The organism is Acidobacteriota bacterium, assembly GCA_016716715.1.
Classification (GTDB): Bacteria; Acidobacteriota; Thermoanaerobaculia; order UBA5066; family UBA5066; genus Fen-183.
Window position 1 is genome coordinate 58179 of sequence record JADJVE010000008.1, and the last position, 26554, is coordinate 84732.

At 69.5% G+C, this 26554-nt stretch carries 16 protein-coding genes; 5 read left to right on the top strand and 11 right to left on the bottom strand.

Translation table 11 applies throughout. The annotated features are described in order from the left end of the window. Window positions 1–10: 10 nt before the first annotated feature. Both IPL89_13720 and argS read right to left on the bottom strand, forming a co-directional pair. On the bottom strand, window positions 11–523 hold the full coding sequence (locus IPL89_13720; protein MBK9064230.1) for a GNAT family N-acetyltransferase: 513 nt from the start codon (window positions 521–523) through the stop codon (window positions 11–13). Then, window positions 520–2598, bottom strand: coding sequence for an arginine--tRNA ligase (gene argS / locus IPL89_13725; GenBank protein ID MBK9064231.1), 2079 nt, complete (start codon window positions 2596–2598; stop codon window positions 520–522). The genes IPL89_13720 and argS overlap by 4 nt, the downstream gene beginning before the upstream one ends. 37 nt (window positions 2599–2635) lie before the next feature. Here argS and IPL89_13730 point away from each other — a divergent pair, with 37 nt between their 5' ends. Further along, window positions 2636–3094: an SRPBCC domain-containing protein gene (locus tag IPL89_13730; GenBank protein ID MBK9064232.1), complete on the top strand. Its 459-nt coding sequence runs from the start codon at window positions 2636–2638 to the stop codon at window positions 3092–3094. Window positions 3095–3103: 9 nt separating this feature from the next. On the opposite strand, the gene IPL89_13735 is transcribed toward IPL89_13730, so the two are convergent. Together IPL89_13735 and IPL89_13740 are read right to left on the bottom strand one after the other, a co-directional pair. Beyond that, window positions 3104–5299: a sulfatase-like hydrolase/transferase gene (locus IPL89_13735; protein ID MBK9064233.1), complete on the bottom strand. Its 2196-nt coding sequence runs from the start codon at window positions 5297–5299 to the stop codon at window positions 3104–3106. Window positions 5300–5308: 9 nt separating this feature from the next. Then, complete coding sequence (locus tag IPL89_13740; protein MBK9064234.1) at window positions 5309–8413, bottom strand: TonB-dependent receptor; 3105 nt, start codon at window positions 8411–8413, stop codon at window positions 5309–5311. Between the two features lie 231 nt (window positions 8414–8644). Here IPL89_13740 and IPL89_13745 point away from each other — a divergent pair, with 231 nt between their 5' ends. After that, window positions 8645–10204 (top strand): GWxTD domain-containing protein, encoded by a 1560-nt coding sequence (locus tag IPL89_13745; GenBank protein ID MBK9064235.1) that lies wholly within the window; start codon window positions 8645–8647, stop codon window positions 10202–10204. A gap of 4 nt (window positions 10205–10208) precedes the next feature. Here IPL89_13745 and IPL89_13750 read toward each other — a convergent pair whose 3' ends face one another. After that, window positions 10209–12383 (bottom strand): sulfatase-like hydrolase/transferase, encoded by a 2175-nt coding sequence (locus IPL89_13750; GenBank protein MBK9064236.1) that lies wholly within the window; start codon window positions 12381–12383, stop codon window positions 10209–10211. 80 nt (window positions 12384–12463) lie between these two features. Further along, window positions 12464–15469 carry a TonB-dependent receptor gene (locus tag IPL89_13755; protein ID MBK9064237.1) on the bottom strand — a complete coding sequence of 1002 codons (3006 nt, stop codon included), beginning with the start codon at window positions 15467–15469 and terminating at the stop codon, window positions 12464–12466. A 376-nt stretch (window positions 15470–15845) separates the two neighbouring features. Here IPL89_13755 and IPL89_13760 point away from each other — a divergent pair, with 376 nt between their 5' ends. Further along, window positions 15846–17411, top strand: a complete 1566-nt coding sequence (locus tag IPL89_13760; GenBank protein MBK9064238.1) for a GWxTD domain-containing protein — start codon at window positions 15846–15848, stop codon at window positions 17409–17411. A gap of 23 nt (window positions 17412–17434) precedes the next feature. Here the strand turns inward: IPL89_13760 and IPL89_13765 are convergent, their stop codons facing one another. The 3 genes from IPL89_13765 to IPL89_13775 are packed head-to-tail and all read right to left on the bottom strand — an operon-like array spanning window position 17435 to window position 21647. Then, window positions 17435–19096, bottom strand: coding sequence for a VWA domain-containing protein (locus tag IPL89_13765; protein ID MBK9064239.1), 1662 nt, complete (start codon window positions 19094–19096; stop codon window positions 17435–17437). Continuing rightward, on the bottom strand, window positions 19096–20532 hold the full coding sequence (locus IPL89_13770; GenBank protein ID MBK9064240.1) for a DUF4388 domain-containing protein: 1437 nt from the start codon (window positions 20530–20532) through the stop codon (window positions 19096–19098). The genes IPL89_13765 and IPL89_13770 overlap by 1 nt, the downstream gene beginning before the upstream one ends. A 47-nt stretch (window positions 20533–20579) precedes the next feature. Continuing rightward, window positions 20580–21647 carry a GWxTD domain-containing protein gene (locus IPL89_13775; GenBank protein ID MBK9064241.1) on the bottom strand — a complete coding sequence of 356 codons (1068 nt, stop codon included), beginning with the start codon at window positions 21645–21647 and terminating at the stop codon, window positions 20580–20582. A 37-nt stretch (window positions 21648–21684) separates the two neighbouring features. Here IPL89_13775 and IPL89_13780 point away from each other — a divergent pair, with 37 nt between their 5' ends. Beyond that, window positions 21685–23265 (top strand): methylmalonyl-CoA mutase, encoded by a 1581-nt coding sequence (locus IPL89_13780; protein MBK9064242.1) that lies wholly within the window; start codon window positions 21685–21687, stop codon window positions 23263–23265. Window positions 23266–23579: 314 nt separating this feature from the next. On the opposite strand, the gene IPL89_13785 is transcribed toward IPL89_13780, so the two are convergent. Beyond that, a complete protein-coding gene (locus IPL89_13785; protein MBK9064243.1) occupies window positions 23580–24182 on the bottom strand; it encodes a thymidine kinase in 603 nt (200 codons plus the stop codon). Beyond that, window positions 24179–24844, bottom strand: coding sequence for an endonuclease III (gene nth / locus IPL89_13790; protein MBK9064244.1), 666 nt, complete (start codon window positions 24842–24844; stop codon window positions 24179–24181). Before nth ends, IPL89_13785 begins: the two co-directional genes overlap by 4 nt. 71 nt (window positions 24845–24915) lie before the next feature. Here nth and IPL89_13795 point away from each other — a divergent pair, with 71 nt between their 5' ends. After that, window positions 24916–26553: a bifunctional metallophosphatase/5'-nucleotidase gene (locus tag IPL89_13795; protein MBK9064245.1), complete on the top strand. Its 1638-nt coding sequence runs from the start codon at window positions 24916–24918 to the stop codon at window positions 26551–26553. The last annotated feature ends 1 nt before the right edge of the window (window position 26554 follow it).

Sequence of the window (26554 nt, forward strand, 5' to 3'; positions counted from 1 at the left end):
CGCCCGGGCGTCAGGCGGTCGTCGCCGGAGGGTTGAGCCGCTTCTCGAACACGATGCGCTCGCGGACCCCTCCTCCGACCGGGAAGGCTTCGAGGCCCGCGACGCTGAACCCGTAGAGCCAGTACAGGCGGCACGCGGCGGGGGAGACCGCATAGGAGTAGGCGCGCAGAAGGTTCCGGCCGCGCTCGCGGCAGGCCTCGATTCCGCGGAACAGGAGCTCGCGGCCGATCCCGGACCCGCGGAACTCCCCCTCGACGGCGAGCCAGCTGAACACGGCGGCCTCGCCCGACCCGCCTCCCGGCAGGACGAGGAGGACGCCGGCGTCGCGTCCCTCCGCCTCGGCCGCGACGCACAGGTCGCGGCGCGCGTCGAAGATCAGCGCTGCCGCCTCGGCCTCGCGCGTGAACGCGTCGTCCGCCGGCATGTCGAATTCCTCGCGGAAGACGCGCGCGACGAGCGGCGCGAGCGCGGAGAGGTCCGCGGCGCCGCACGTGCGGTAGCGGACGTCCCGCGCCGGCGTCACATCCTCTCCGGGATCGGGACGCCGAGGACGCCGAGGACGTCCGCGAGGTGCTCGGAGACGACCTGGAGGGCCGCGCGGCGGGCGCGGCGCCGCGCCTCGTCCTTCTCCTGCGAGATCGGATGCGTGTGGTAGAGGTGATGGAAGGCCGCGGCGACCGCGAGAGCGTGCCGCACGAGGAGCGAGACCTCGAGCGTCTCGGCGACCTTCTCGAACGTGTCGAGCGTGCGCGAGCACGTCCGGACGACGTCCCACAGGCCGTCGTCGAGCGTGTCCGCCGGCAGCGACTCTACGGCCGCCGTCTCGGTCGCGTCGAGCCGGCCCGCGAGGCCCGTCTCCTCGAGCTTCCGGAAGATGTTCGCGGCCCGCACGGCGGCGTACTGGAGGTACGGGCCCGTGTCGCCCTCGAACGCGAGCGCCTCGTCGAAGTCGAACGCGATGATCTTGTTGCGCGAGAAGCGCGTCATGTAGACGCGCAGGGCGCCGACGGCGATGGACTCGGCGCGTCCCGGCTCCGGGCGCTCGGCGCCCGCTCGGGAGGCGATCTGGTCGCGGGCCTTCTCGACGAGCCGGTCGAGAAGGTCGTCGGCCTTGACGCCGAGGCCCTTGCGGCCCGACATCTCGACGAACGGCTTCGCGCGGTCCTCGTCGGTCAGCTCCACGCCGAGCGCCTCGGCGGAGGCCGGCGTCAGCGCGACCATCTCGTACGCGAAGTGCACGGAACGGTCGGCGGCCTCCGGGAAGCCGGCCTTCCGGACGGCCTCCTTGACGACCTTCTGCGGGTAGGACTGGCGGACGTCGATCACGTTGATGACGCCCGTGCCCTTGCCGAAGCGGCCGCGGACGGACGGGTCCGCGCCCTCGGCGTCGCGTCGCGTCCGGTAGAGCGGCGATTCGCCGTCGGAGGCGCGGAACTCGGGGCTGCCGTCGACGTCGACGTAGGGAACGGGCTCGTACTCGAAGTCGATGCCGAGGACGCCGAGCTTCCAGAGCTGGTAGGCGACGTCCTTGCCGGTGTACGTGACCGTCCCGTTCGAGCGCACGAGGACCTTGTCCGCGTCCTCCATGCCCTCGAACTCCGCGGCGCCCTCGAGAGGCATGACCCAGCAGCCGGCGTTCTTGCCCTCCGATTCGAGGCGCGCGGCCCCGGCGGCCTTCAGCCGCTCGAACGCTTTGGCCCAGAACTTCCGCCCGAGGATGTCGCTCTCGCGGGGAAGGAGGTCATAGTCGACGCCGATCCTCTCCATCGTCAGGAGGTGGCAGCGCACGACGGCTTCGGCGAGCCGGGCCGCGACCCTGGCCGTGGCCTTCTCCCCGGGCGTCTGGTCGTGGCCGGTCGCGGCACCCTCGATCGCGTGGAGCGTCGCGCGCCGCTCCTGTTCGAGCTCGGGATCGGCCGCGTAGCTCCTGCCCATGAGGGCGTAGAGGTCCCAGGCGAGGTCGCCGAGGCGGCGCCCCTCGACGCCCGGCGCGTCGTATGGGAAAGCCTCGAGGATCTCGCGGATCTCCTCGCCGTACGCGGCGGCCTTCTTCGGGTCGACGAGGGCGTCCGGGTGCTCGAGGCCGACGACGACATCCGCGACCTGCACGCCCGTGTCGTCGAGGTAGTTCTGCACCTCGACGTTCCGCCCGAGGCGCCGGAAGTTCCGGACGAGGACGTCGCCGAGAACGGCGTTCCTCAGGTGCCCGATGTGCGCCGCCTTGTTCGGGTTGATGTTCGTGTGCTCGACGATGAGCTTGCCGGTGCCGGCTTCCGCCTGGAGTGCGGCGTGGGCGTCCTCGAGCATCGCCCGGAGGACCTTCGGGCGGTCCACGAAGAAGTTCAGGTAGCCGCCGCCCTCCACCGTCCGCTTCACGACGACGTCGGGAAGGACGAGGGCGGGCGCGAGCTCCTCGGCGATCTTGCGCGGCGGGCGCTTGAGCACCTTGGCGAGCTCGAAGGCGACGGGGCAGGAGAGGTCACCCATCTCCACCTTCGGGGGCGTTTCGAGGACGAGGCGCGGGGGCTCGACCCCGAACGTCTTCCGGCAGGCGTCGACGATGGCGCGCTCGAGCGCGCTCTTGAGTCCGATCAGCATGGCGGCGGCGATTCTCGCATGTCGTAGCATCGCGAACGTGAGCGGAGCCGTGACACGCGGGGTTTTCGTGCGTGCCCTGCCCGAGCGCGCGTTCGAAGCCTTCGTGAGGGTCTCCGAGGTGCTCAGCTGGCTCGCGGACGGCGCCGTGATCGGCGCGCGCGCGGGCGGCAACTGGGCGCTCGGGTGGTACGCGGATCCCGACTCGGACGCCGGGTACAGCTCGATGGGCCAGATCGAGACCTTCGAGCCCGGGCGCACGCTCGCGGTCTCGAACCTCGTGTTCTCGAGCCCCGAAGGGCTGTCCTTCGGCCCCATGCGCCTCGTCATCACGTTCGAGGCCGTGGAAGAGGGCACCGACGTGACCGTGACGCAGGAAGGGCTCGAAGAGGGGCCCGTCTGGGAGTCGTACCGCGACCAGCTGGGACCGGGCTGGGAGCGGATGCTCGGGGACCTCAAGGCCTGGCTCGAGGAAGGGAAGAAGCTTCCGGGGCGCTGAGGGCCGGGATCAGGCCGGACGCTGCGGGCGGTGGAACCGCGCGTCGCCGGGGTACTTCTTCAGGCCCTCCTGCTTCCAGCGCTCCGCGCCGGCGCGGTCGCCGAGCACCGACAGGGTCTGATACGCGGCGAGGTACGCGTCGACGCCGGGGGAGGCCGCCACCATGTCCTCGATCGCCTTGCGCGCATCCGCCGTCCGGTTCTGCGTGGCGTACAGGATGACGAGCGAGGACCACGCCGCGAGCGTCGTCGGGTAGGCGCGCAGCTCGTCCCGGAACTCCGCCTCCGCTTCCTTCGGGCGGCCCATGCGCGCGAGAACGTCGCCGCGGAGGAGGTGCAGGCCCGGCAGCGGGAGGGCGTGAACGGCCCCTTCCTGGACGCGCGCGGACGCCTCGAGCGCCTTCGGGAGGTTTCCGCGGCGCACCTCGACCTGTGCGAGGACGAGGAGCCCCTTGTCGCGATTGCGGTCGGTCCTGAGGCACTCCCGCGCGGCCGCCTCGGCCGCCGGCAGGTCGCCGAGCGCGAGGCACGCGCGCGCGAGGATCTCGTCGCCCGCCGGGTCGCCCATCGACCGCGCGAGCTCGGCGTGCTTCCGCGCCTCTTCGGCCTTGCCCATCTGGAGCGCGTGGTTCGCGAACGACACGACGTACTGCGTCGAGCCCGCGGGGGAGAGCTCGATCGTCCTCTTGAGCGAGGCGAGCGCCTCGTCGGTCTTGCCCTGCTTCGCGAGCGCCTGCGCCTGCAGCTCCCAGATGTCCAGCATGCGCGGGTTCTCCGCGAGGAGCTTCTGCGTGATCGCCACGGACTTCGCCGCGCTGCCCTCGACGAACTCGCGGAGCGCTTCCTTCATGAGGCCGACGGTCGCGATGTGGTCCTTCGGGTCGTCCAGCGGGCCGCTGCCGGCCGACGCCCCCGAGCTGAGATACCCGAGGGACGCGAGCTTCTTCGCCGTCTCCTGGTCTACGGCGGCGGGCGCCGCGAACGACGTCCGGAGAACCTCCATCTCGATCCGCATCTTCCGGAACGGCTCGGGCAGGCCCGCCGCGAGGTTCGCCTTCTCGGCCGGGTCGGCGGCGAGGTCGAAGAGCTCGGGCCGGGGCGCCTCGATGTAATGCCAGCGGCCGTCCACGAGCGAGCGCAGCTCGCTCCACCCGAAGTGCGTCCGCGGGAAGAACGACTCGGCGTAGATCCGCCGCCCCGGCTGCACTTTGGCGTCCGTTGCGTCAGCCACGTCGATCACGGAAACCGTACCGGCGGGCGGCGCGAAGCCCGCGAGTCCCACGGCCCTGCCGATCGTCGTGAAGAGGTCGGCGAGCTGGACGGGGACGGCGACCGCGCGCGGCGCCGGGGGACCGCCCTTCGGGAGCTTCACGAGCAGCGGAACCTGCAGGACCTCGCGGTAGAGGAAGACGCCGTGCTCGCTCTCGCCGTGGTCGCCGAGCCCCTCGCCGTGGTCGGACATCAGGACGATCAGGGCGCGGTCGTAGAGACCCTTCGCCTTCAGGAAGTCGAGGAACTTGCCGGTGATCGCGTCGGCGGTCGCGATCTCCCCGTCGTACGGGCTCGCGTAGAGGCTTCGGAAGGGCTCCTTCGGCTCGTACGGGGCGTGCGGCTCGTAGAGGTGGAGAAAGGCGAAGAACGGCCCGCCCTGCTTCTCGATCCAGCGCTCCATCGAGGCCTCGGCCTCGTCCCCGGGGCGCTGCACGCGGCTCAGGGCCTGGAAGGGGCGCGTCGGGGCGACGTCGTCGTCCCAGAGGCCGAAGCCGCGCCCGATGCCGGTCGTTCCGGAGAGGACGATGCTCGTGACGGCGCCGCCGGTCGCGTAGCCGCCCTTCCCGAGCAGCTCCGCGAGCGTGGGGACGGAGGGATTCAGCACGTAGCCGAGGTTGTCGTGGAGGCCGTTCCGGTCCGGCAGGAGCCCGGTGAAGACCGTGGCGTGGGACGGCAGCGTGAGCGGCGCGTGGGCCCAGGCGCTCTCGAAGAGGATCGACTCCTCCCGCAGGGCCGAGAGAGCCGGCGTCTTCACGCCGCCGTAGCCGTAGAAGGGGAGGTGGTCGGAGCGGAGCGTGTCGATCGAGATCAGGACGACCGGGGCCTTGGGAAAGACGCGCAACGATCGAGGCCGGCCGCAGCCGCTGGCGGCGACGAGCACGACGAGCCCGAGGGCTTGAAGCAGCCCGCAGCGGGCTCGTGTCGGGGAGAGCACGCGGCGAGTCTAGCGCCCGGGCAAAGAAAAGGGCCCCGGCAGCGCCGGGGCCCGTCGACAGAGAAGGAGGGAAAGGACTAGAAGCGGATGCCCACCGACATCTGGAAGTAGCGCGGGGTCTGGTAGCTCCCGGCGGCGGCTGGTCGTTCCGAAGGTCGAGCCCTTCTGCCAGTTTGCCCCCATCGCCTTGCAGGCCGCGCCGGACGTGCCCTGCGGGCACTCGATCGGCGACGCGTTCGTGAACGGGTTGAACGCGATGAGGTTCGACGTGTTGAAGTTCGTGTTCACGGTCGTGTTCACGGCGAGGATGTGCTGCGCGTTGAACACGTTGAACACCTGCGGGATGACGAAGATCTCGAGGCCGCCGACGATGCGGTGCGAGTAATAGAGCTGCATGTCCGTGCGGTAGATGCTCTCGGTCCGGTACGCGTCCCGCGGGGTGAAGTAGTAGGCGACGGAGGCGGGAGGCGTCAGGTAGCCGGGGTTCGTGACATAGGAGCCCGTGCGGATCGTGCCGGAGGCGCCGTAGGGCGTTCCGGTGTCGTAGGTCTGGATGAGGCCGAAGTTGAAGCTGCCCCAGCTGGCCGGAACCGGGAGGTCGTAGTTGCCGTAGACGCGCACGCGGTTGCGCTCGTCCTGGCTCAGGTCGCCGGTGGGGTTGTTCCACGAGCGCTGCACGTACTCGGGGTAGACGTGCGAGCCGCCGCGCACCGGGCCGGAGCCGCTCGTCTCGCCGACGATGTCGCCGATCAGGTGCGACCACGTCCAGTTGGCGCCCATGGTGAAGCTCGGGGTGAAGCGGTAGAAGACCTGCGAGTGGAGACCGGTGTACTCGCGGCGGTAGTCGTTCGAGTTCACGACGAGGCCGAGGTCCTGGATGTCGCCGAACGGGCTCGCGACCCTGCCGGTCGTCATGTCCTTCTTGAGGTCGTAGTAGTCCTGGTACTCGCGGCGGACGAAGTCGACCCGGTAGCTGCCGCTCGACGACTTGCCGAAGTTGCCCGCGATTCCGAACACGTACTCCTTCGTGTTCGGGGAGGCGAGCGAATCGCGGATCTGAACGTTAACGCCGCCGATGGACGGCGCGCCGCCCTGCGGAACCTTGCAGCTCGCGGCGAGGGGGTTCGGGAGGCAGCCGTTGGCGTTGAACCAGTCGAAGATCTTCTGGGTCGCCTGCTGCGAGGTGAGGTACGGGCCCGCGCCCGTGTTGATGCCGGGGCCGTCGTAGTACCAGTAGAAGTCGGCCGGGCTGCCGGCGAGCGTCGCGCCGCTGCCTGCCTGCGTCTCCTGCAGGGCCGCGACGTACTGCGCGTAGCTCGCGGTGACGCGGAGGCTGCCGTTGCCGAGGACGTCGTACGTGGCGGCGAGACGCGGGCTGAACCTCGAATCCTTTGACGTGACGTTGCCCGCCGCGTCCGTGGCGTCGTTCTTGTCGTAGCGGACGCCGAGGTTGAACGACAGGCGGTCGTTCAGGCGCCACGCGTCGTTGAGGAACGCGGACTGCGTCCGGAGGTTGCTGCCCTGCGACGCCTGCAGGACCGGCCAGTAGTCGAGCTCGGTGAGGCCGGACTCGAAGACGGGGTAGACGTTCTGCCCCTGGAAGACGGATCTCCCGGATCCGAACGTGTAAATGACGTAGTTGCTGCCCGACTGGTAGTTGTTCGACAGGCGCTGGCCGGCGAAGTTGTCGTACCCGACCACGATGTTGTGCGAGCCGAGGCCCGGCGTCGAGAGGAAGTACGTGCCCTTGACGAAGAACTCGTTGTTGTCGCGCTTCTCGGGGCCGCACACGCCGCAGAAGATCGGCGCGTTATACGAAATGCCGAGCCCGAGGTCGCGGATGACCGTGCCGTTGGCGTTGTCCGTGTATCGGCCGCCGGAGTTCTCGAACGTGAACTTGCGCTTGGAGTACGAGCCCTCGAGGAAGAAGTTCGACGAGAGGACGCCGTTGTAGTTGAACGCCATGAGCTCCTGAGGGAGCTGGCGGTCGTAGATGCTCGCGAGGTCCGCGACGGGGATGCTCGTGAAGTAGTAGTTGACGTCGTCGTGCTTGACGCCGATGTACGAGCCGGTGAGGGTGTGGTTCTGGACGGGCGAGAACGTCAGCTTGCCTTCGTACCGCGTTTCCTTCGCGCCGTTCGTGTATGGAATGTTCGTTCTGTTCGTGAGGGAGGTGAGGGCCTCGCTCGTGTCGAAGTAGCGGCCGGCCCCGAAGAACCACAGCATGTCCTTGAGGATCGGGCCGCCGAGCGTCGCCTCGTAGGTCGACGTGACCGTGTTCGTGAAGGTGTCTTCCTGCGGGTTCACGCCCGTCGCGGTGCGGTAGCCGGACGTGGAGTTCCAGGCGTTGTTGTTGAGCGTCGAGCGGAACGAGCCGGAGAACACGTTGCCGCCGGACTTCGTGATCGTGTTGATCACGCCGCCGGTGAACCGGCCGTACTCGGCCGAGACGCTCGACGTGGTCGTCGTGGTCTCCTGGATGGCGTCCTCGATGAAGAGGTTGTTCGGCGAGGAGCGGACGTTGTCCGTGATCGTGACGCCGTTGACCGTGTAGAGGTTCTCGGTGGACTGCGCGCCCGAGATCGACGCCCCGTTCGGGCCGTTCTGGTTGACGCCGGGCGAGAGGTTGACGGCCGACGTGACCGTGCGCGCCGTCGGAAGCTTGCTGAGGACGTCGCCCGTGTACGTCGTCGCCTGGGCGGGCGACTGGGAGATCGAGTCGCTCTGGGCCGTGACCGTCGTCGCCGCGCTGACCGTCATCGCGAGGTTCGCGTCGAGGCTCGCCTGCTGCGAGGCGCCCAGCGACTTGCTGAGCGTCTGGGCCTTGAAGCCCTGGATCGTGAACGTGATCTGGTAATCGCCGGGGGGAAGGTTCGCGAGGACGTACGTGCCGTTCGCGCCGGTGACCGTGGTGCGGGTGCCCTGGAGGGCCGGGGATTTCGCCGTGACGGTGACGCCCGGCAGATCGAGGGCGTCGTTGCGCGCGCGGCCCGACAGCGTGGCGGTCGGAAGCCCCTGTGCGAGGACGACGGGCGCGAGGGCGAGGCCCACGAGAAGAGCGATGCCGACGAGAATCGAAAGCCTTGCGGAAACTGGGGATGTTGACGAGCGCACTAGATTCCCTCCTTCGGGTACCCCGGCCTTCTCGCCGGGAAATGTAAAGATGACGAAAGACCGAATACCGGGGACGAAGTCGCATCGGGCCGGGACGGAATTTCCGTGATGATCCTATGGGATCGGGGAACTCGCAAGGCCTGATGCGTCTGCATCAGGCAGGAGAAGGGGGGGGGCTGGCTCCCTTCGCCCTTGTCAGGGATTTCACTTTGCGGTATTCCAGCGGGCAAGATGAAAACCCCCACTCGCGTCCTCGCCCTGCTCCTTCTCGCCGCGTCTGTCCCGGGCCTCGGCGCCGGCCTCGAGCGCTACAAGGACTGGACCCGCTCGCCCGAGTTCGTCTTTCTCGCGACGGACGCCGAGCAGAAGGAGTGGAAGAAGATCACGACGGACGAGCAGGCCGACCGGTTCGTCCAGCTCTTCTGGGCCAAGCGCGACCCGGACCTCAAGACGCCGGTCAACGAGTACAAGCTCGGCTTCGACCAGCGCGTGAAGGAGGCCGACCAGATCTTCGCGATGCCGCGGCAGCGCGGCGCCCTGACGGAGCGGGGGAAGGCCTACATCCTGCTCGGCCCCCCGAAGACGCTCCAGCGGTCCGCCGGGACGAAAACGCAGCCCACATCGGCCCCGGGCTCGGTCAACATCCCGCCGCCGAACGAACCCGGGACGTCGATCGGGGAGAGCAAGGTCACGTTCGTCTACGAGGCGGCGCAGCTTCCCGAGTGGGCCAAGATGAAGTCCCTCGTCGTTGAGTTCGTCGTGGAGCAGGCGAGCGACTTCGTGGCGGGAAGGAGCGGCGACGTCAAGCGCCTCGAGGTGAACGCGCGCGCCGCTCTCGTGAAGAACCCCGACCTCAAGGAGGCGCCGCACTACCGCACGGCCGAAGAGCTCGAGGCCGAGCGCCAGGCCGCGCTCGCCGCCGAGGTCGAGGCCCGCAAGGGGCCCGCCCTGACGCCCGCGATCCGGACCTCGCTCGAGGGCCTCGCGGAGGATTCCGCGCTGCTTGCGGTCGTCCCGCTGGCCGCGGGGGAGACGGACGACACGCGCATCCAGGCCCAGATCTTCGTCACGGCATCCGCGGGCGAGCCGCCGGCCGGAAGCCGCCTCGCGTTTCTCGTGCGGACCCCGGACGGCAAGGATGCCGCCCGGTACGAGGAGGCGACGCCGCTCGAGCCGGCGCCGGGCGGAGGCCTCTACGCGAGCCGGTGGTTCTCGGTCCCGCCCGGCGAGTACACGGTGGCCGCCGGCGTCTACGACGCATCCGGAAAGGCCGTCGCCGCGGCCCGGAAGAGCGTCTCCGTCGCGGCCGTGCCCGCCGACTTCGCGGTCTCGCCCCTCGTGATCGCCAGCGCGTTCTTCGCCGTGCCGAAACCGAAGCCCGAAGACGCGTTCACGTTCTCGGGCCACCGCTTCGTCTCCAAGGGGGCGCGTCTCGACCCGACGGACGGCCTCTCGTTCGTCCTGCGCGTCTACAACCCGGCCGTGGACCCGGCGACGAAGTCCGTGAGCCTCTCGCGCTCGGTCCGGTTCCGGCCGAAGGGCGCGCAGTGGTCGGACGTTCCCCAGCCGCAGGACCCGCCGACCCAGGTCCCGGACCGCAAGGACCAGGCCTCCGGGGGAATCCTGACCGTCGACGTCTCGGCCGTCCTGATCGAGACGCGCCTCGGCGAGTACCTTCGCAAGCCCGGCGACTACGAGATCAAGGTCGTCGTGACGGACAACGTCTCGAAGAAGAAGGCCGAAGCCTCGACCACGTTCGTCGTGACGGGGACGCTCCCGCCGAAGAAATAGCGCGTCAGAAGCGCGCGTCGCGGGGGAAGCGGCGCCTGGCCTCGCGGCGCATCTCGCGCTCGCCGTCGGGGTCTTCCGTCGCGCGGAACGTCTTCATCGCGAGGAGGAAGGCCTCCGGGCTGGGCTCGTGGACGACGAGCGCGATGAGCGTCCGGCGTGCGTCCTCGCGCCGGCCCGCGGACGCGTAGAGGGCGGCGAGCGAAACGCGGGCGTCCGAACGGTCCGGGTAGAGGCGGATCTCCTCGAGGAACTCCTTCTCGGCCTCCGGCGCCCGGCCCTGCCGGGCGAGGACGTCGCCGCGCAGCATGTGGAGCCCCGACTGGACCAGCTTGTCTCCCGCGGAGAGGGCCGCCGCCTCCTGCGACCACTTGTCGGCCGAGGCGACGTCGCCGCGCATGACCGCGAGACGGCCGAGGACGAGCGCGCCGCGCACCTTCGTCTTGCCCGAGCCCTTCTCGTATGCCGCGCGGGCGGCGGGCTCGGCGGCGGCGAGGTCGCCCTTGCCGAGGAAGCCGCGCGCGGCGACGTCCTCGGCGTCGGGGTCGCCGAGCGCCCGGAGCGCCTCGGCGTGCTTCAGCGCCTCGTCCCATTTCCCGAGCTGCAGGCAGAGGTTCGCCACCTCGCGCAGATACGGAGTGCGCGCGGCCTCCGGCGCGAGATCGACCGTCTTCTTGAGGGCATCGAGGGCCTCCTCGGGCCGGCCGAGCTGCACCAGGGCCTTCGAGTCCATGTCCCAGATGTCGAGCATCCGGGGGTTCTCGGCGAGGAGCTTCCGGAAGACCGCGTGCGCCTTCGCGGCGTTCCCGGCGGTGAATTCGCCGAGGCCCATCCGGAGCTCCTCGAAGGTCTTGACGCGGTCCTTCGGGTCGTCGAGGCCTCCCGCGTTCGCGCTCGACGGGCCCGCGCTCAGGTAGCCGAGGGAGGCCAGCTTCTTGCGCGCCTCGGGGTCGAGGTCGCCGGCCGTTTCGTACGCCGGCTTGCGCTTCGCGATCTCGGCGAGCATCGGCCGGAGCGCATCGGGCTTCTGCGCGTAGAGGTTCGTCTTCTCGCCCGGGTCGGCGGCGACGTCGTAGATCTCGGCCTTCGGGGCCTCGATGTAGTGCCAGCGCCCGTCGAAGAGCGACGACAGCTCGCTCCAGCCGAAGTGGATTCGCGGGAAGAACGTCTCGGAGAGGATGCGGCGTGCCGGGGCGCCCGGCGGGTCGAGGAAGGACCGCGTGCCCTCGGGCCGCTGGAAGCCGCGGACGCCCGCGCCTTCGGCGATCGTCGTAAAGACGTCGATGAGCGCCGCGGGCTCGTCGACGGTTTCGCCCGCGCGCCGGCCGCCCGGGAGCTTCACGAAGAGCGGCACCTGCAGGCTCTCGCGGTAGAGGAACATCCCGTGCTCGGACTCGCCGTGCTCGCCGAGTCCCTCGCCGTGGTCCGAGAGGAAGACGATCACGGCCTTGTCGTATAGGCCCCGAGCCTTCAGGAACGCCATGAGCCTTCCGAGGATCGCGTCCGACTCCGCGATCTCGCCGTCGTAAGGCTGCGCGGCGTAGCGCGTCTTGAACGGCTCGGGCGGCTCGTACGGCGTGTGGGGCTCGTAGAGGTGAAGGAACGCGAACGTCTTTCCGTTCGTGGGCCGCGCCGCGAGCCAGGTCTCGAGCCGGGCCACCGTCTCGGGCCCCGCCCGCTGGACCCGGCCGAGGGCCTCACCGCCCTTGTCCGGTTCCACGGCGTCGTCGTAGAAGTCGAAGCCGCGCGAGATCCCGCTGGCGGCCCCCTTCAGGACGAAGCACGAGACGGCGGCGCCGGTTTCGTAGCCCTCCTTCTTGAGCAGCTCGGCGAGCGTCGGGACGTCCGCCCGGAGGCGGTAACCGAGGTTGTCGTGGATGCCGTGGGCGGAGGGCTCCCGCCCGGTCAGCATCGAGGCGTGAGAGGGGAGCGTGAGGGGGACGTGAGCCCAGGCGCGCGTGAAGAGGATGGAATCCTTCCGGAGCGCGTCGAGCGCGGGCGTCTCGACGCCCTTGTAGCCGTAGGCCGGGAGGTGGTCCGAGCGGAGCGTGTCGACGCTCACGAGAACGACGGGAGCGCCCGAGAAGGCCCCGGCCTTAGGCCCGCGGCGGCAGCTGGCGGCTCCGAACAGGAGGGCGATCGTGCAGGCGAGGGCGGCCGCGGCCAGCCTTCCGGACTTCATCGACGGAGGGTAACCCAGGGGGGCGAAGAAAAAGGAGCCGGGCCCGAAGGCCCGGCTCCCGAAAGGACGGGTGAGGAAGACTAGAAGCGGACGCCGGCCGTGAGAAGGAACGTGCGGGGCTGCTGCCAGCCCGCGACCGACGTGACCTGCCCGAAGCTCGGGCCGTAGTTCCAGTTCGCGGTCGGATTCGCCACGTTCCGCTCGCCCCGGACGGGCGTCGTCGTGAAGGGGTTGAAGTGCAGGTAACCCGTCGTCGTGTTGAGCGTCTGGACCGTCTGGTTGACGGTGATGGCGCCCTGGTTGTTCGTGACGTTGAGGACCTGCGGCTGGACGAAGAGCTCGAGGGTGTTGAAGAGACGGAGCGTCCACGTGAGCGAGAGGTCCGTGCGCTTGATGTCGTCCGTCCGGAAAGCGTCGCGCGCCGTGTAGTAGTACGTGGACGTCGTGGGCCGCTGCTGGTACCCGGGGTTCGTGACGTAGTTGGACGCGCGGACCGTGCCCACCGCGCCGTACGGGGCGCCCGTGTCGTAGCCCTGGACGAGGCCGAGGTTGAAGTTGCCCATCGCCTTCGGGATGAACGGGAGGTCGGCCGCCGCGATGAGCCGGACCCGGTGCCGCTGGTCCGAGGCCATCGAGCCGTACGGGGCGTTCCAGGACATCTGCTTGTATTCGGGGTACTGCTCGGTCGCGTTCGTGACCGCGCCGGTGTTTCCGGCCTCGGCGTCGAAGTTGCCGAGCGTGTGCGACCACTGCCAGTTGCCGCCGATCGTGAGCCACTGCCAGCGGTACTGGAACTGCGTCTGGAGGCCCGTGTAGTTGCGCTCGACGCTGTTCGTGTTCCCGATGAGGCCGAAGTCCAGCTTGGCGCCCGTCGAGGTGGTCACGTAGCCCGTTCCGGTGTTGATGACCAGGTTGTAGAAGTCGTGGAACTCGCGGCGGACGAAGTCGGCGCGGTACGAGAAGCTCGCACCGATGTTGCCGGCCACGCCGACGGTGTACTCCTTCGCGTACGGCGACTTGATCGTTCCGTCGATCGCCCGGTTCACGCCGGGGACGTTGGCGCCGCCGAGCGGGAGCTTGCACGTCGCGAGGTCGGGGCAGCCGTTGGCGTAGAACCAGTTGAAGACCTGCTGGATCGCTGCCGCGGCCGAGGTCGGGGGCTGCGTGCCCGCGGGGACGCCGACGTTGATCTTCTGCGCGCCGGAGCTGGCCGTGTAGTACCAGTAGTACGTCGCGGGCTGGCCGCCGGACGACGTCGAGTCCTGGATCGAGTCCTGCAGGCCGCCGACGTAGTGCGCATAGCTCGCACCGATGCGGACGTTGCCCTTGCCGGTCACGTCCCAGTTCACGGCGACGCGCGGGCTCCACGCCGCGTCGTCCGCCGTCGTCGCGCCGACGCTGTTCTTGGCGTTGTTCTTGTCGTAGCGGACGCCGAGGTTGAACGACAGCCGGTCGTTGAGACGCCACTGGTCGTTCAGGAAGAACGAGTCCGTCTTCGTGCTCGTGCCCTGCGTGAGCGTGGTGATCGGCGTGTAGTAGATGTAGTTCGTGCCCGTGTTGTCGATGACGGGGTAGATGGTGCCGTTGTACTTGATCGTGCTCGAGTGGAAGATGCGGTAGTTGCTGCCGGACTGGTAGTTGTTCGCCGTCCGGATGCCCTTGAACGTGTCATAGCCGAGCACGATGTTGTGCGAGCCCAGCGAGCCCGTCGAGAGGAAGTACGTGGCCTTGAGGAGGATGTCCTCGTTGTCGCGCTTCTCGGGGCCGCACACGCCGCAGAACGTCGGGGAGTTCCACCGGGCGTTGCCGCGCCCGCGGTCGCGCATGAGCGTGCCGTTGATGATGTCCGTGTACGTGGATCCCGAGTTCTTGAACGTGAAGTGGCGGTTCGAGTACATGCCCTCGAAGAAAAGGTTCGACGTGAAGACGCCGTTGTAGGCGACGGAGAGCGTGTCCTGCGGAAGCTCGCGCTGGACGAAGCTCGCCGTGTCCAGGACGACGCCGAAGACGTTGTTCCCTTCCTTGCTGCCGATGCTCAGGTAGGAAGCGGTGAGGGTGTGGTTCTGGACCGGGGTGATCGTGAGCTTGCCCGAGTAGCGCTGCTCGTCGATCGTGTTCGTGTAGGGGATTCCCTCGTAGCCGCCGACGGGCGTCTGGCCGTTCACCTTCGCGTCCGCGAACGTGGTTGCGGCCGTGCCCACCTTCGCGCTGCGGCCGGAGCCGAAGAACCAGATGTGGTCCTTCCAGATCGGGCCGCCGAGGGTCGCCTCGTACCGCTCGTTCAGGTCCTGGACGCGCGTCTCGCCCTGGGGCGACACGGCGCTCCACGCGTCGTTGACGAACGTCGTCCGGAACGAGCCCGAGAACGAGTTGCCGCCGGACTTCGTCACCGTGTTGATGACGCCGCCCTGGAACCGGCCGTACTCGGCCGAGATCCCGTTCACGTTCGTGGTCGTCTCCTGGATCGCGTCCTCGACGAACAGGTTGTTCGGCGTCGCGCGGATGTTGTCCGTGATGACGGCGCCGTCGACCGTGTAGAGGTTGTCGAACGTGGGCGCGCCGCCGATCGTGAGGGCGTTGCCGAGGCTCACGACCGGGATGACGCCCGAGGAGAGCGCCGCGGCCTGCGCGATCGTGCGCGTGTTCGGCAGCTGGTTCGAGAGGTCGCTCGTGATCGTCGTCGAGGCCTGCGACGTCGTCGAGACGATGTCGGACTTCGCCGTGACGACGGCGCTCGCCTGAACGCCCGAGAGCGTCATGTTGATGTCGAGGGCGGACGGCTGGCCCGCCGTCACCTTGACCGTCTTCGTGATGGGCTGGAAGCCCTGGAGCGCGAACGCGACGGTGTAGTCGCCCGGGGGGAGCGCCGAGAACGTGAAGCCCCCGTTGTTGGACGTCGTCGTCGTGCGCGTCCCCTGCAGGTTTTTCGAAGTGATCGTCACGGTCACGCCGGGCAGGCCGGCGTTCTCGTTCTCGACCTTTCCGGTGAGGTTACCCGTCGTCGTGCCCTGGCCCATCGCGCTCGTCGCACCGACGACGACCACGAGGAGAAGAGCCAGGAGTCCGAGGATCCTGTTTCTTGTCATGCTGCTTCTTTCCTCCTCCATTGAGATTCAGATGAACTTTTCCGCCCGGGACGAGGCCACAACCAACGGGATGGATTCCGTGTGCCCGGAACGGTGCTTCGAAGTGCGCTCAGTCGTTTGAGTCCTAGCACTCTACATGCCGTCCCTGCCACTCGTAAACCGCCTTTTATCCCACTGCAAACAAAAGCCTTCACCACCAGCTGCAGGGCTGTGGACGCGAATGTCGAACGGCAGCCGGGATTTCGGTCCAAGTTTCCGTAGACGAGGCGGGGGCGATTGCTCGAGGCCAGGGAGATTCGAACGCTCCTGTATAGTTGCGAGTTGGCGCGCCTCCTCGAGGCGCCCGACTGAAACCGCGCCTCGCGCTGGAGTCGTCATGAAGCGATCGATCTCCGCCCTCGCCCTCCTCGCTCTCCTCGTCTCGGCTGCCGGGCCTGCGCTGGCCGCGCTCGACAAGTACAAGGACTGGGAGAAATCGCCCGAGTACCAGTACCTCACGACGGACGCCGAGAAGAAGGACTGGAAGAAGGTCGCGTCCGACGAAGAGGCCGAGAAGTTCATCGCGCTGTTCTGGGCGCGGCGCGACCCGGACATCAAGACGCCGCGCAACGAGTTCCGCGAGCGCTTCGACGCGCTCGTGAAGCTCGCCGACGAGCGCTTCGCGGTCGGCAAGAAGCGCGGCGCCCTGACCGAGCGCGGCAGGCTGGTCATCCTCGTCGGCCCCCCGAAGGAGATCGCGGCGAAGGCGACGTCTTCCGCGGACACGCCGTTCGCCGGCACGGGAGGCGCCGGCGGCGTGTCGGGCACGGGCGGCGGCGCGTCGATGCTGTACACGTGGGTCTACGACAAGGCGCACCTGCCGGCGTGGGCCGACGTCCAGTCCCAGGAGATCAAGTTCATCGTCGACGTCGGCCTCGGGACCGAGTCGCTCCTCGACATGTCGCCGGCGAGGCGTTTCGAGAACAAGGCCGTGCAGATGTCGATCGTGAACCCGGACCTCAAGGAGGTTCCCGTCTACAAGACGCGCGAGCAGGCCGAGGCCGAGCAGAAGGCCGCCGTCGAGGCCGCCAAGGGCCCGGCCCTCGCTCCGGCGTCGCGCACCGCGATCGACGGCCTCCCGAAGGAGCCGTTCGGCGCTCTCGCCCTCCTCTCGCTCGCCTATCGCGACGGGGCGACGCGCCTCAGCGTCCAGCTCTACGCGCCGGCGGGCGCGGTCGGGACGGGCGAAGGTGTGCGCCTCGCGATCGTCGCGCGCGCCGCCGACGGGAGCGAGGCCGCCCGCGTCGACGAGGACGCGAAGCTCCTGAAGACCCGTTCCGACTTCTTCGCCGACCGCGCGCTGCGCGTCCTCCCCGGCGACTACGACGTCGCCGCTGTTCTTCTCGACGCCTCCGGCAAGGTCCTCGTGTCGGGGCGCCGGCCGATCACGGTCCCCGCGCTCCCGACGGAGTTCTCGGCCTCGGCCCTCGTGGTCGCCGTGAACGACTTCCCGACCGACGCGCCGGCGGCCGACGATCCGTTCACGTTCTCGTCCCGCCGCTTCGTCGTCAAGGGCGACGGCAAGCTGGATCCCGCCGACGGCCTCTCGTACGCGGTTCGCGTCTACAACCCCCCGGTGGACCCGGTGTCGCGCACGCTCACGCTCAAGCGCACGATCAAGCTCAAGCCGAAGGGCCAGCCGCCGATCGACGTGCCGACCCCGCCGGAGGAGCCGCAGAAGGTTCCCCCGTCGCAGGAGGGCGGCGCGCTCGTTCTCGACCTCGCCGGCGGCGTCATCGAGTCGAACCTCGGGCAGTACCTCAAGCCGAACGACTACGAGCTGCGCGTCACGATTCTCGACACGGTCACGCAGAAGAAGCTCGACCTCGTCGCGCCGTTCACGGTGGTGGGAAGCGCGGCCCCGGCTCCGGCGCCCGCGCCAGCGCCCAAGAAGAAGGGCTGAGGCCTGCTCGACCCTGACGCTCCCTACTCGACTCGAACGCTTGTCGTTCCGACCCCGACGCGGTTCGAGGCGACGTCCCGCACGGTCGCCACGAACCGCATGTTGCCGGTTCCCGACTTGAACTCGCCGCGGTAGACGAAGGGTTCCCTCCCGGAGGCCGCGAGGATCTCGGGCGTCACGACGATCTCCTGCCGCTGGGTGACGGGCGCCGAGCGCGCTCCGGTGTCCTCGACCGCCGCGAGGCCGATCTCGACGACGGCCTTCTTCTTACCGCCTTCGTCGAGGAACGTGAGCGCCGAGACGGGGACGACGACCGCGAACGGGACGAGGCGGCGCCCCATGCCGCCGCCCTTCCTGGGCGCGTCCGTCCGGACCGCCACCGCGAAGTCGCCGGCCGCGTCGGGGGTGATGAGCGCCAGTTCGAGCCGGTCGCGTGCGGCCTGTGCGGCCGTCAGCGGCGCGAAGCCGCGGCGCGTCCGAAGGGTCACGCCGGGGCGCGTCGTCCGGAGCTTCACGTCGTGCGTGGGCTTCTTCGCGTTGAGGGACGCGAGGGTGACGCCGACGGAGTAGTAGCTCCCGGATTCGCGGTAGATGCGGTCGAGCGAGGGCGCGAAGACGTTCCGGTTCTCGACGAGGACCCCACCCGTCTCGTCCGCGAAGCCCGCGAGGATCTCGCGCCGGTTCGAGTTCGCGAGGAAGGGGTCGATCGCGGGCGGGTCGGACTCGGAGGCGTCGCCGCCCGCCACGAGTCCGAGCGCGTCGATCGCGTGGAGCGTGATCCCGGCGCGGTTCGCGGACTCGAGGACGGCCCGGTACTGGGGCAGGACGTCGTAGTCGAACTGGTTCAGGGCGGTCCCGCCGAGGGCCTGCGCGAAGCTCTGGCCCGGGCGCAGCTCCATGCCGTGCGACACGTAGAGGAGAACGCGCTTTCCCGAGCGCGCCGCGAGCGCGTCGACGGTCCGGCGGAACTCGTCGAGCGTGCCCTTGTCGCGCGCCCACGCCTGCGCCCCCCAGGTCCGCACGATGGAGTCGCGCGCGGCCTGCCCCTGGATCGAAACCGGGGAGTAGCGCCGGGCTTCCCGGATCGCCTGGCGATACTGCGTGTCCCAGTAGAGCCCGCGCGGGGGGAGCTTTTCGAGCTTCGAGAGGCCGAGGAGGAGATCCTCCTTCGAGCTCGTGAAGGGCACGAAGACGCGGGTCGAGATGTTGTACGCGAGAAGCGCCATCGAGTCGGACGGCGTGAGGCGCGTGACGAAGTCGCGCAGCCCCTCGATGACGCGCTTCCTCTCGAACGGCATCAGGTGCTCGTCGTCGAAGAAGGCGAGGAACTGGCGGGGGACCCAGCGCGTGTCGCCGGCGCGCGTCGTCTCGAGGACGACGTCGGGCGACGCGTTCGCGAGATCCGGGCCGTGGACCTGCCCGGCGTCGATGCGGGCGAAATAGTCGGGCGCGTGCGGGATGCCGTCCACGATGACCGTGATCTCGCCCTTCGAGAGGTCCGTCACGGGTTCGCCGCCCTTGCCGGTCGCGACGACGTCGAGGTCCATCACCGTGACGTCCACGGCCGCGCGGACGCCCTCGCGGAGAAGGGACGGGGGCTCGGGCTGCTGGGCGGCGGCGACCACGGCGAGCGCGGCGGCGAGGACGGCGGCGCCCGAGCGCCGGAAACGGACGGATGGGGTCATCAGAGCTGGAGGATCTCGCGCAGCATCGACGCGTCGCGGGCGACGAGCTGGGGAAGTTCGGCGCGCGCGGAGAGCGCCACGACCTGGTCCGAGAGCTTCGGATCCTCGGTCGTCCACTCGTGCCCGATCTGCTCCGACGGCGCGATCTGCTTGGCGAGAAAGATCAGCTGTTCGGCGGCCGGGCTGCGCGAGGCGACCCGTCCGCTCGAGCCGAGGACGTCCTCGACCGCCTGCGGGAGGTTCAGCTTCCGGGCCAGCACGCGGCCGGCGGCCGCGCGGAAGCGCGAGAGCGCCCCGATGCGGATCGGGCCGGGCGGGAAGGGCACGGAGATCAGCAGCTTGAGGAGCTCGTAGCTGCCGAGCGGCTCGAGGAGGCCGAGCGTATAGGCCTCCTCGCGGGGAATGTCCGTTCCCTCGGCGAGATGGGAGGCGGCCACCGCGGTGGACAGCGCCGCCCGGCGGATGACGCGCTCCATCTTCTCCTCGGACGGGACCTTCGGGGTGGACGGGTCCGCGAGGAGGCCCACGAACCGCCGGAGCGCGGCGTTCCCGAGGACGCCGGCGGCCTCGCGGCAGGTCCGCACGAGCTCGGTGCTCTCGGTGCGCAGCGCGTTCGCGAGGTAGAGGAGGTCGATCGTGAGAAACGGGTCGAGCGCCGCGACCTGCACGATCCGCTCGGGATCGCCGCCCTCGTCGAGCGCGCTCTTCAGCATGACGGCGGTGTCGTCGTACACCGGGAAGAGGCGCGACGGCTCGCGCAGGCGCTTGTGGACGCGGTTCGCGAAGGACGTGAAGCCCTGGTACGACTCCTTGAGCTGGGCGGGGGACGGCGTTTCGCCGGGGAGGCCCTCGAGGATCTCCCAGAACATCGCCGCGAGGCTCTCGGCCTTGAACTCGCGCTCCCAGCGCGCGCCCGTCTCGTCGCTCCCGGCCGCCGTGCCGACGTTCACGCGCGAGTCGTCGACCGACTTGGCGCCGTGGAACGCGAGAACCTGGCCGCGGAGGGAGAGGTGGATCCGGATGAGGTCCTCGATCTTGAAGAGCGGGTCGAACTCGAACGACGCGCCCGCCCAGTGGAAGAGGTCGAGCAGGACCTTCATCGCGAGGCCCTCGACGGCCTCGGCGAGCTTTTCGCGCGGGAGGAGGTTGCGCTCGAGGATGAGGCGCGTGAGGTTCCGGCCCGTCGCGAAGCTCTCGGCGAGGAGCTCGAAGACGACCGGCTCGGTCAGGACCTTGCGGCGCGTCAGGAAGACGCCGAGGCGCTCGTTAGGGAGCGACGAGGAGACGAAGACGATCGCGCCGCCCTTGAGGTCGATCGTGCGCACGACCTCGCCGCGCCAGACCGTGACGCGTCCCGACAGGGCGTTGATCTCGAGCCACTGCAGGAGGTCGGCGAGCGAGAAGGTGTCGAGGTTGCCGCTGAGCGTGCGTGCCACGTGTGGACCAATCTTGACACGAACGCGCGAACCGGCGCCGGGACGGGTCAGGAGCCCGTGCGGAGGAGCCGGGCGGCCCTCTGGAGCGAGATCATCTCGCGGGCGTCCTTCTGGAAGACGGCGTCCCCGTAGCCCTTTTTCGAGATGAAACGGTAGCGGAGCTCCTGGAAGGGCAGCCCCTTCGGGACGCGATCCTGGCGGTAGTACCAGATCTCGACGTCGCCCTCGATGTCGCCGGGGGTCACCTCCCCGCGGGAGTTCGTCGGAACGCGCACGATCGCGGCGCCGCCCGTCGGGCTCGAGACGATCTGCGGCGCGGTCGTCTTGAGGTATGTCATCGGATCCTCCGACCGGAGGAGAGGCGAGCGGCCCACGTACGACGGAGGGCCGAGGACGAGGAGGACGCGGCCCCGGTCCGAGAGCGAGCCGCGCGTCGTCTCCGTCGAGAAGTGCGCCTCGGCGTACTGCACGCGCCGGTAGAACTCGCGCTCGGCCTCGTTGTCGGGCGTGGCGGGGTCCGGGTCGAACTTCTTCCAGAACCGGAAGACCCACTCCCGCCGCGCGGCGTCGTCCCCGAGCGCCGCGAACTCCTTCTTCTCGGGTTCCGTCAGGAGGAAGGAGACCGCGGTGGCGGGCCACGCCGGGTCGCCCGTGTACTGGGGGACCGTCCCTTCGTCCGGCAGAGTCGTGCCGAGGCCGGGGAGCCCGGGCGGCGGCGGCGCCGGGTTGCGCCTCTCGGCGGCCGTGCGCTGGGCGTCGAAGAAGATGCAGTAGCTCTTCGGGTACGCGCCCGGGTCGATGGTGGCCTCGGGCTGGAACTCGAAGTAGCGCGCGAGCTCCTGGCGCGCGCGGGCCTCGTCCTTCCTTTCCCACGCGACGGCCGCCGCGTAGAAGTGGTAGACGGGGAGGATCTTCGGCACGGCCGCCTCGCGCCCGGGCGCGGCGGCCAGTTCGAGGAGGCGCCGGAGAGCGGCGTCCGCCTCGTCCCACCGCTTCTCCTTGTAGGCTTTCTTCGCCTCGAGGAGCGAGAGGAGGAGGGGATCCTCCGCGGCGCGCGAGGGGATCGCGGCGAGGAGGGCTGCGAGAAGGAGCGCCGGGAGACGACGGAGGGCCACTTGGGAACCTCTGCCGGACCAGCTTAGCATCGGCCTCATGAGCGACTCCAGCGTCACGACCACCTCCGGCCTCCCCGTGAAAGCTGCTTACGGCCCCGCGGACGTGCCGGCCGGCTGGGATCCCGGAAAGCCCGGCGCGGCGCCGTTCACGCGCGGCACGCTGCCCGGCGGCTATCGCACGAAGCTCTGGACGATGCGGCAGTACGCGGGCTTCTCGAGCGCGAAGGAATCCAACCGCCGGTACCGCTTCCTGCTCGACCGCGGCCAGAGCGGCCTCTCCGTCGCGTTCGACCTCCCGACGCAGATCGGCTACGACTCGGACCACGCGCTCGCGCGCGGCGAGGTCGGCAAGGTCGGCGTTCCGATCGCGTCGCTCGAGGACATGGAGACGCTGCTCGACGGGATCCCGCTGGACGCCGTGTCGATCTCGATGACGATCAACGCGACCGCGTCGATCCTGCTTTCGCTCCTGCTCGCCGTCGCGAAGGGGAGGGGCACGCCGTGGGCGAGGCTCTCCGGCACGATCCAGAACGACATCCTCAAGGAGTACGCGGCCCGCGGCACGTATGCCTTCCCGCCGAAGCCCTCGATGCGGCTCGTTACGGACGTCTTCGCGTTCTGCCAGAAGGAAGTTCCGCGCTGGAACACGATCTCGATCTCCGGCTACCACATCCGCGAGGCGGGCTCGACGGCGGTCCAGGAGGTTGCGTTCACGCTCGCGGACGGCCTCGAGTACCTGACGGCCGCGCGGGAGGCGGGCCTCGATCCCGCCGCCATCGCGCCGCGCCTGTCGTTCTTCTTCAACGTCCACAACGATTTTCTAGAGGAGATCGCGAAGTTCCGCGCGGCCCGCACCCTGTGGGCGCGCCTCGTCGGGGAGCGCTTCGGCGTGACGGACCCGCGCGCGGCCGCCCTGCGCTTCCACACGCAGACGGCCGGCTCGACGCTGACCGCGCAGCAGCCCGAGGTGAACGTCGTCCGCGTCGCGATCCAGGCGCTCGCGGCTGTGCTCGGGGGCACGCAGTCCCTCCACACGAACGGCAAGGACGAGGCGCTGTCGCTGCCCACGGAGGATTCGGCGCTCCTCGCGCTCCGGACGCAGCAGGTCATCGCGCACGAGACGGGCGTCGCGCGCGTCGCGGACCCGCTCGGCGGCTCGTGGGCCGTCGAGGCTCTCACGGCCGGCATCGTCGCCGAGGCCGGCGCGCTCATCGCCCGGATCGACGGGATGGGCGGCGCCCTCAAGGCGATCGAAGCCGGCTTCTACCAGCGCGAGATCCAGGACGCGGCCTACCGCGCGCAGCGCGCGATCGAGGACAAGGAGCAGATCGTCGTCGGCGTGAACGAGTTCACCGTGGCCGAGGAACGGCCGATTCCGACGCTCGTGATCGACCCGGCCGTCGAGACGGACCAGGTGGCGCGGCTCAGGGCGCTCAGGGCCCGGCGCGACGGCGCGGCCGCGGCCCGGCTGCAGAAGGCCGTGGCCGACGCGGCGCGCGAGGGCCGCAACCTCCTGCCGCCGATCGTCGAGGCCGTCTCGGGCCTCGTGACGCTCGGTGAGGTCGTGGACGCGCTGCGTTCCGTGTTCGGCGAGCACCGCGAAAGCGCCGGCTGGTAGGGGCGAAGGCCCGCAAAATCGCGTCAAACAGGCATTTTTCCGAGGGTTTTCAGCGTGTGAGCGCGATCAAACCCGCATGGTGAGCCGACTTCGCCCTGTGTAATTCGCCAGAACCGGCCCGCCATGCGGCTTCGCGTCGGCCTCACAGAGGCATTACGCGGCAAACCCCAACATTCGCAGCAGTTTGGCCGTTGCACAGGAATCCGTGCAGGATTTGCGAACTCAGCGAAGGACGGGGGAGCGCCCTCTTTTGCACATCGAAATCCACAGGAGAATTCACAGATCCTCTGAGGATCTCCGCAACCTCTTCGAACTCAATCGGTTGAAGAGCCGTCCGGGAAGGGCAGCTTGCCCTCCGCGCTCGCGACGCCGGGCTCGAAACAGCGCCGGCAGCGGGCCTCGTAGAGACCGGCGGCCCCGACGACGACGCGCTCGGTGGACTCGACGAGGCGCTGCGTGCGGCTCGCGGGCTGGCCGCAGCGGACGCAGATCGCGCGCGTCTTCGTGACCTCCTCGGCGGCGGCCATCAGCGCCGGCATCGGCTCGAACGGGCGGCCGAGGTAGTCCTGGTCGAGGCCCGCGATGATCACGCGCTTGCCGAGGTCGGCGAGACGCGAGACGACCTCGACGATCGCGGCGTCGAAGAACTGCGCCTCGTCGATCCCGACGACTTCGGTGCGCGCGTCGGTCTTCGCGAGGACCTCGGCCGAGGTCGAGACGGCAACGGCGACGAGACGCAGGCCGCCGTGCGAGACGACCTCCATCTCGGCGTATCGGTCGTCGATCACGGGCTTGAAGGCCTGAACGCGGCGGCGCGCGATCTGCGCGCGCGTGAGGCGGCGGATGAGCTCCTCGGACTTTCCCGAGAACATCGAGCCGCAGATGACTTCGATCGAACCGATTCCAGGAGGCGTCATTTTCTCTTCTTCTTTTTCTCGACGCCGATCTTCGGGCAGATGTCGGCGAGGGTGCAGAGGTCGCACTTCGGCCGCTGCGAGGCGCAGATGCGGCGGCCGTGGAGGATGAGGGCGTGGCTGATCCACGTCCAGCGTTTCTCGGGGACTTTCCGGTTCAGGTCCTGCTCGACCTTCACGGGGTCGGCGTTCTTCGTCCACCCGAGCCGCCGCGCGAGGCGGCCGACGTGCGTGTCCACGACGACGCCGTCCGGCGTCGCCCACACGTTGCCGAGGACGACGTTCGCCGTCTTGCGCCCGACGCCCGGCAGGGCGTGGAGCTCGGCCATCGTGCGCGGGACCTCGCCGCCGTGCTTCTCGACGAGCGCCTTCGCCATCCCGCGGAGGGACTTCGCCTTCGCGTTGAAGAAGCCGGTGGAGCGGATGACCTCCTCGAGGGCGCCGGGCGGCGCGGCGGCGAGGGCCGCCGCGTCGGGAAAGCGCCGGAAGAGCTCTGGCGTCACGCTGTTCACGCGCGCGTCCGTGCACTGCGCCGAGAGGATCGTCGCCGCGAGAAGCTCGAGCGGACGCCCGAAGTCCAGCGAGCAGCCCGCGTCCCCGTAGAGGTGCTCGAGGCGGGCGAGCGTCTCGGGCACGGGCGCGGGAGGAGATTTCTTCGAGGGCATGGGGCCGGAGGATATGCCAAGATTCGCGCACTTTGAGATCGCACGCACGCCTCCCGAGACCCCTTCCGTCCTTGCTCATCGCCGCTCTTCTCGCCGGTGCTCTCTCCGCGTCGGCCGAGCGCGTGACCGTCACGATTCTCCAGACGACGGATCTGCACGGCCACCTCCTCCCGTGGGACTACCAGCGCGCGCAGCCCGCGGACGACGGTCTCGCCCGCGTCGCGACGCGCGTCGCCGCGATCCGCAAGGAGACGCCGAACGTCCTCCTTCTCGACGCGGGCGACACCATTCAGGGCACGCCGATCGAGTTCCTGCACGCGAAGGATCCCTCGAAGGGCGCCGATCCCATGGCGGAAGCGATGAGCGCGATGCGCTACGACGCGATGTCGGTCGGGAACCACGAGTTCAACTTCGGCCTCGCGGTCCTGCGCAAGGCGCAGAAGGAGTCCTCGTTCCCGTGGCTGTCGTCCAACACGCGCAACGTCGCGGACGGTTCGGCCGCGTTTCCCGAGTACCTGGTCAAGACCGTCGCCGGGGTCCGCATCGGGATCCTCGGCCTCACGACCCCGAACATTCCGAACTGGGAGCCCGCACGAAATCGCCCCGGCCTGCGCTGGGAGGATCCCGTGGACGCGGCCGCGCGCCTCGTGCCCGTTCTGCGCGGCAGGGAGAAGTGCGATTTCGTCGTCGCGCTGATCCACAGCGGCCCCGAGGTCGACCTGAAGACGGGCGAGCCGGACGGCACCGAGGACGAGAACCGCGTCGCGGCGCTCTCGAAGGTGCCCGGCATCGACCTCCTCCTCACGGGCCACACGCACCGGCGGATCCCGCTCACGCGGCTGAACGGCGTCGCGATGATCCAGCCGGGCCGCTGGGGCGACGTCCTCGCCCGCGTGGACGTCGTGTTCGAGAAATCCGGGAAGCGCGTGAAGGTAGCGGACCTGACGGCGTCGCTCCTGCCGTCGGACGCGTCCGTCGCGACGGACCCGGCCGTGGCGGCGATCGCGGCGCCCCACGACGCGGCCGCGCGCGCCTACATGGAAACCGTCGTCGCGACCGCCGAAGAGGACTTTCCGGGCGCGCGGGCCAGGCTCGAGGACACGGCGCTCCTCGACTTCGTGAACGACACGATGCGCGAGGCAACCGGCGCGGACCTCGCGATGACGTCGCTCCTCCCCGGGCGCTCCGAGGGGTTCAAGAAGGGTCCGATCAAGGTCCGCAACGTCTACGCGCTCTACCCGTACGAGAACCAGCTCGTCGAGATCGAGGTGGACGGGGCCACGCTCAAGGCCTGCCTCGAGCACGCCGCCGAGTTCTACGGCGCCGCTCAGTGGACGGACGGCAAGCTCGTCCTGACGCCGAAGGAAAAGATGATCCCGTACAACTTCGACGTCGTGCAGGGGGCGACCTACCGCATCGACCCGACGGCGCCCGTCGGCTCGCGCGTGAAGGCGCTGGCGTACAAGGGGCGACCCGTCCAGCCTTCCGACCGGTTCACGCTCGCCGTGAACGCCTACCGCGCCCAGGGCTCGGGCGGGTACAAGGCGCTCAAGGGCGCGAAGGTCGTCAAGGAGTTCCCCGACGAGATCCGCGAGCTCCTCATCGATCGGCTGAAGAAGCTCGGCACCGTGCGCCCGCAGACGGACCACAACTGGGTCGTCGCGCCGGATGCCGCCTGGGCTCCCGAGGCGCCCAGGAGAGCGCCTTAGA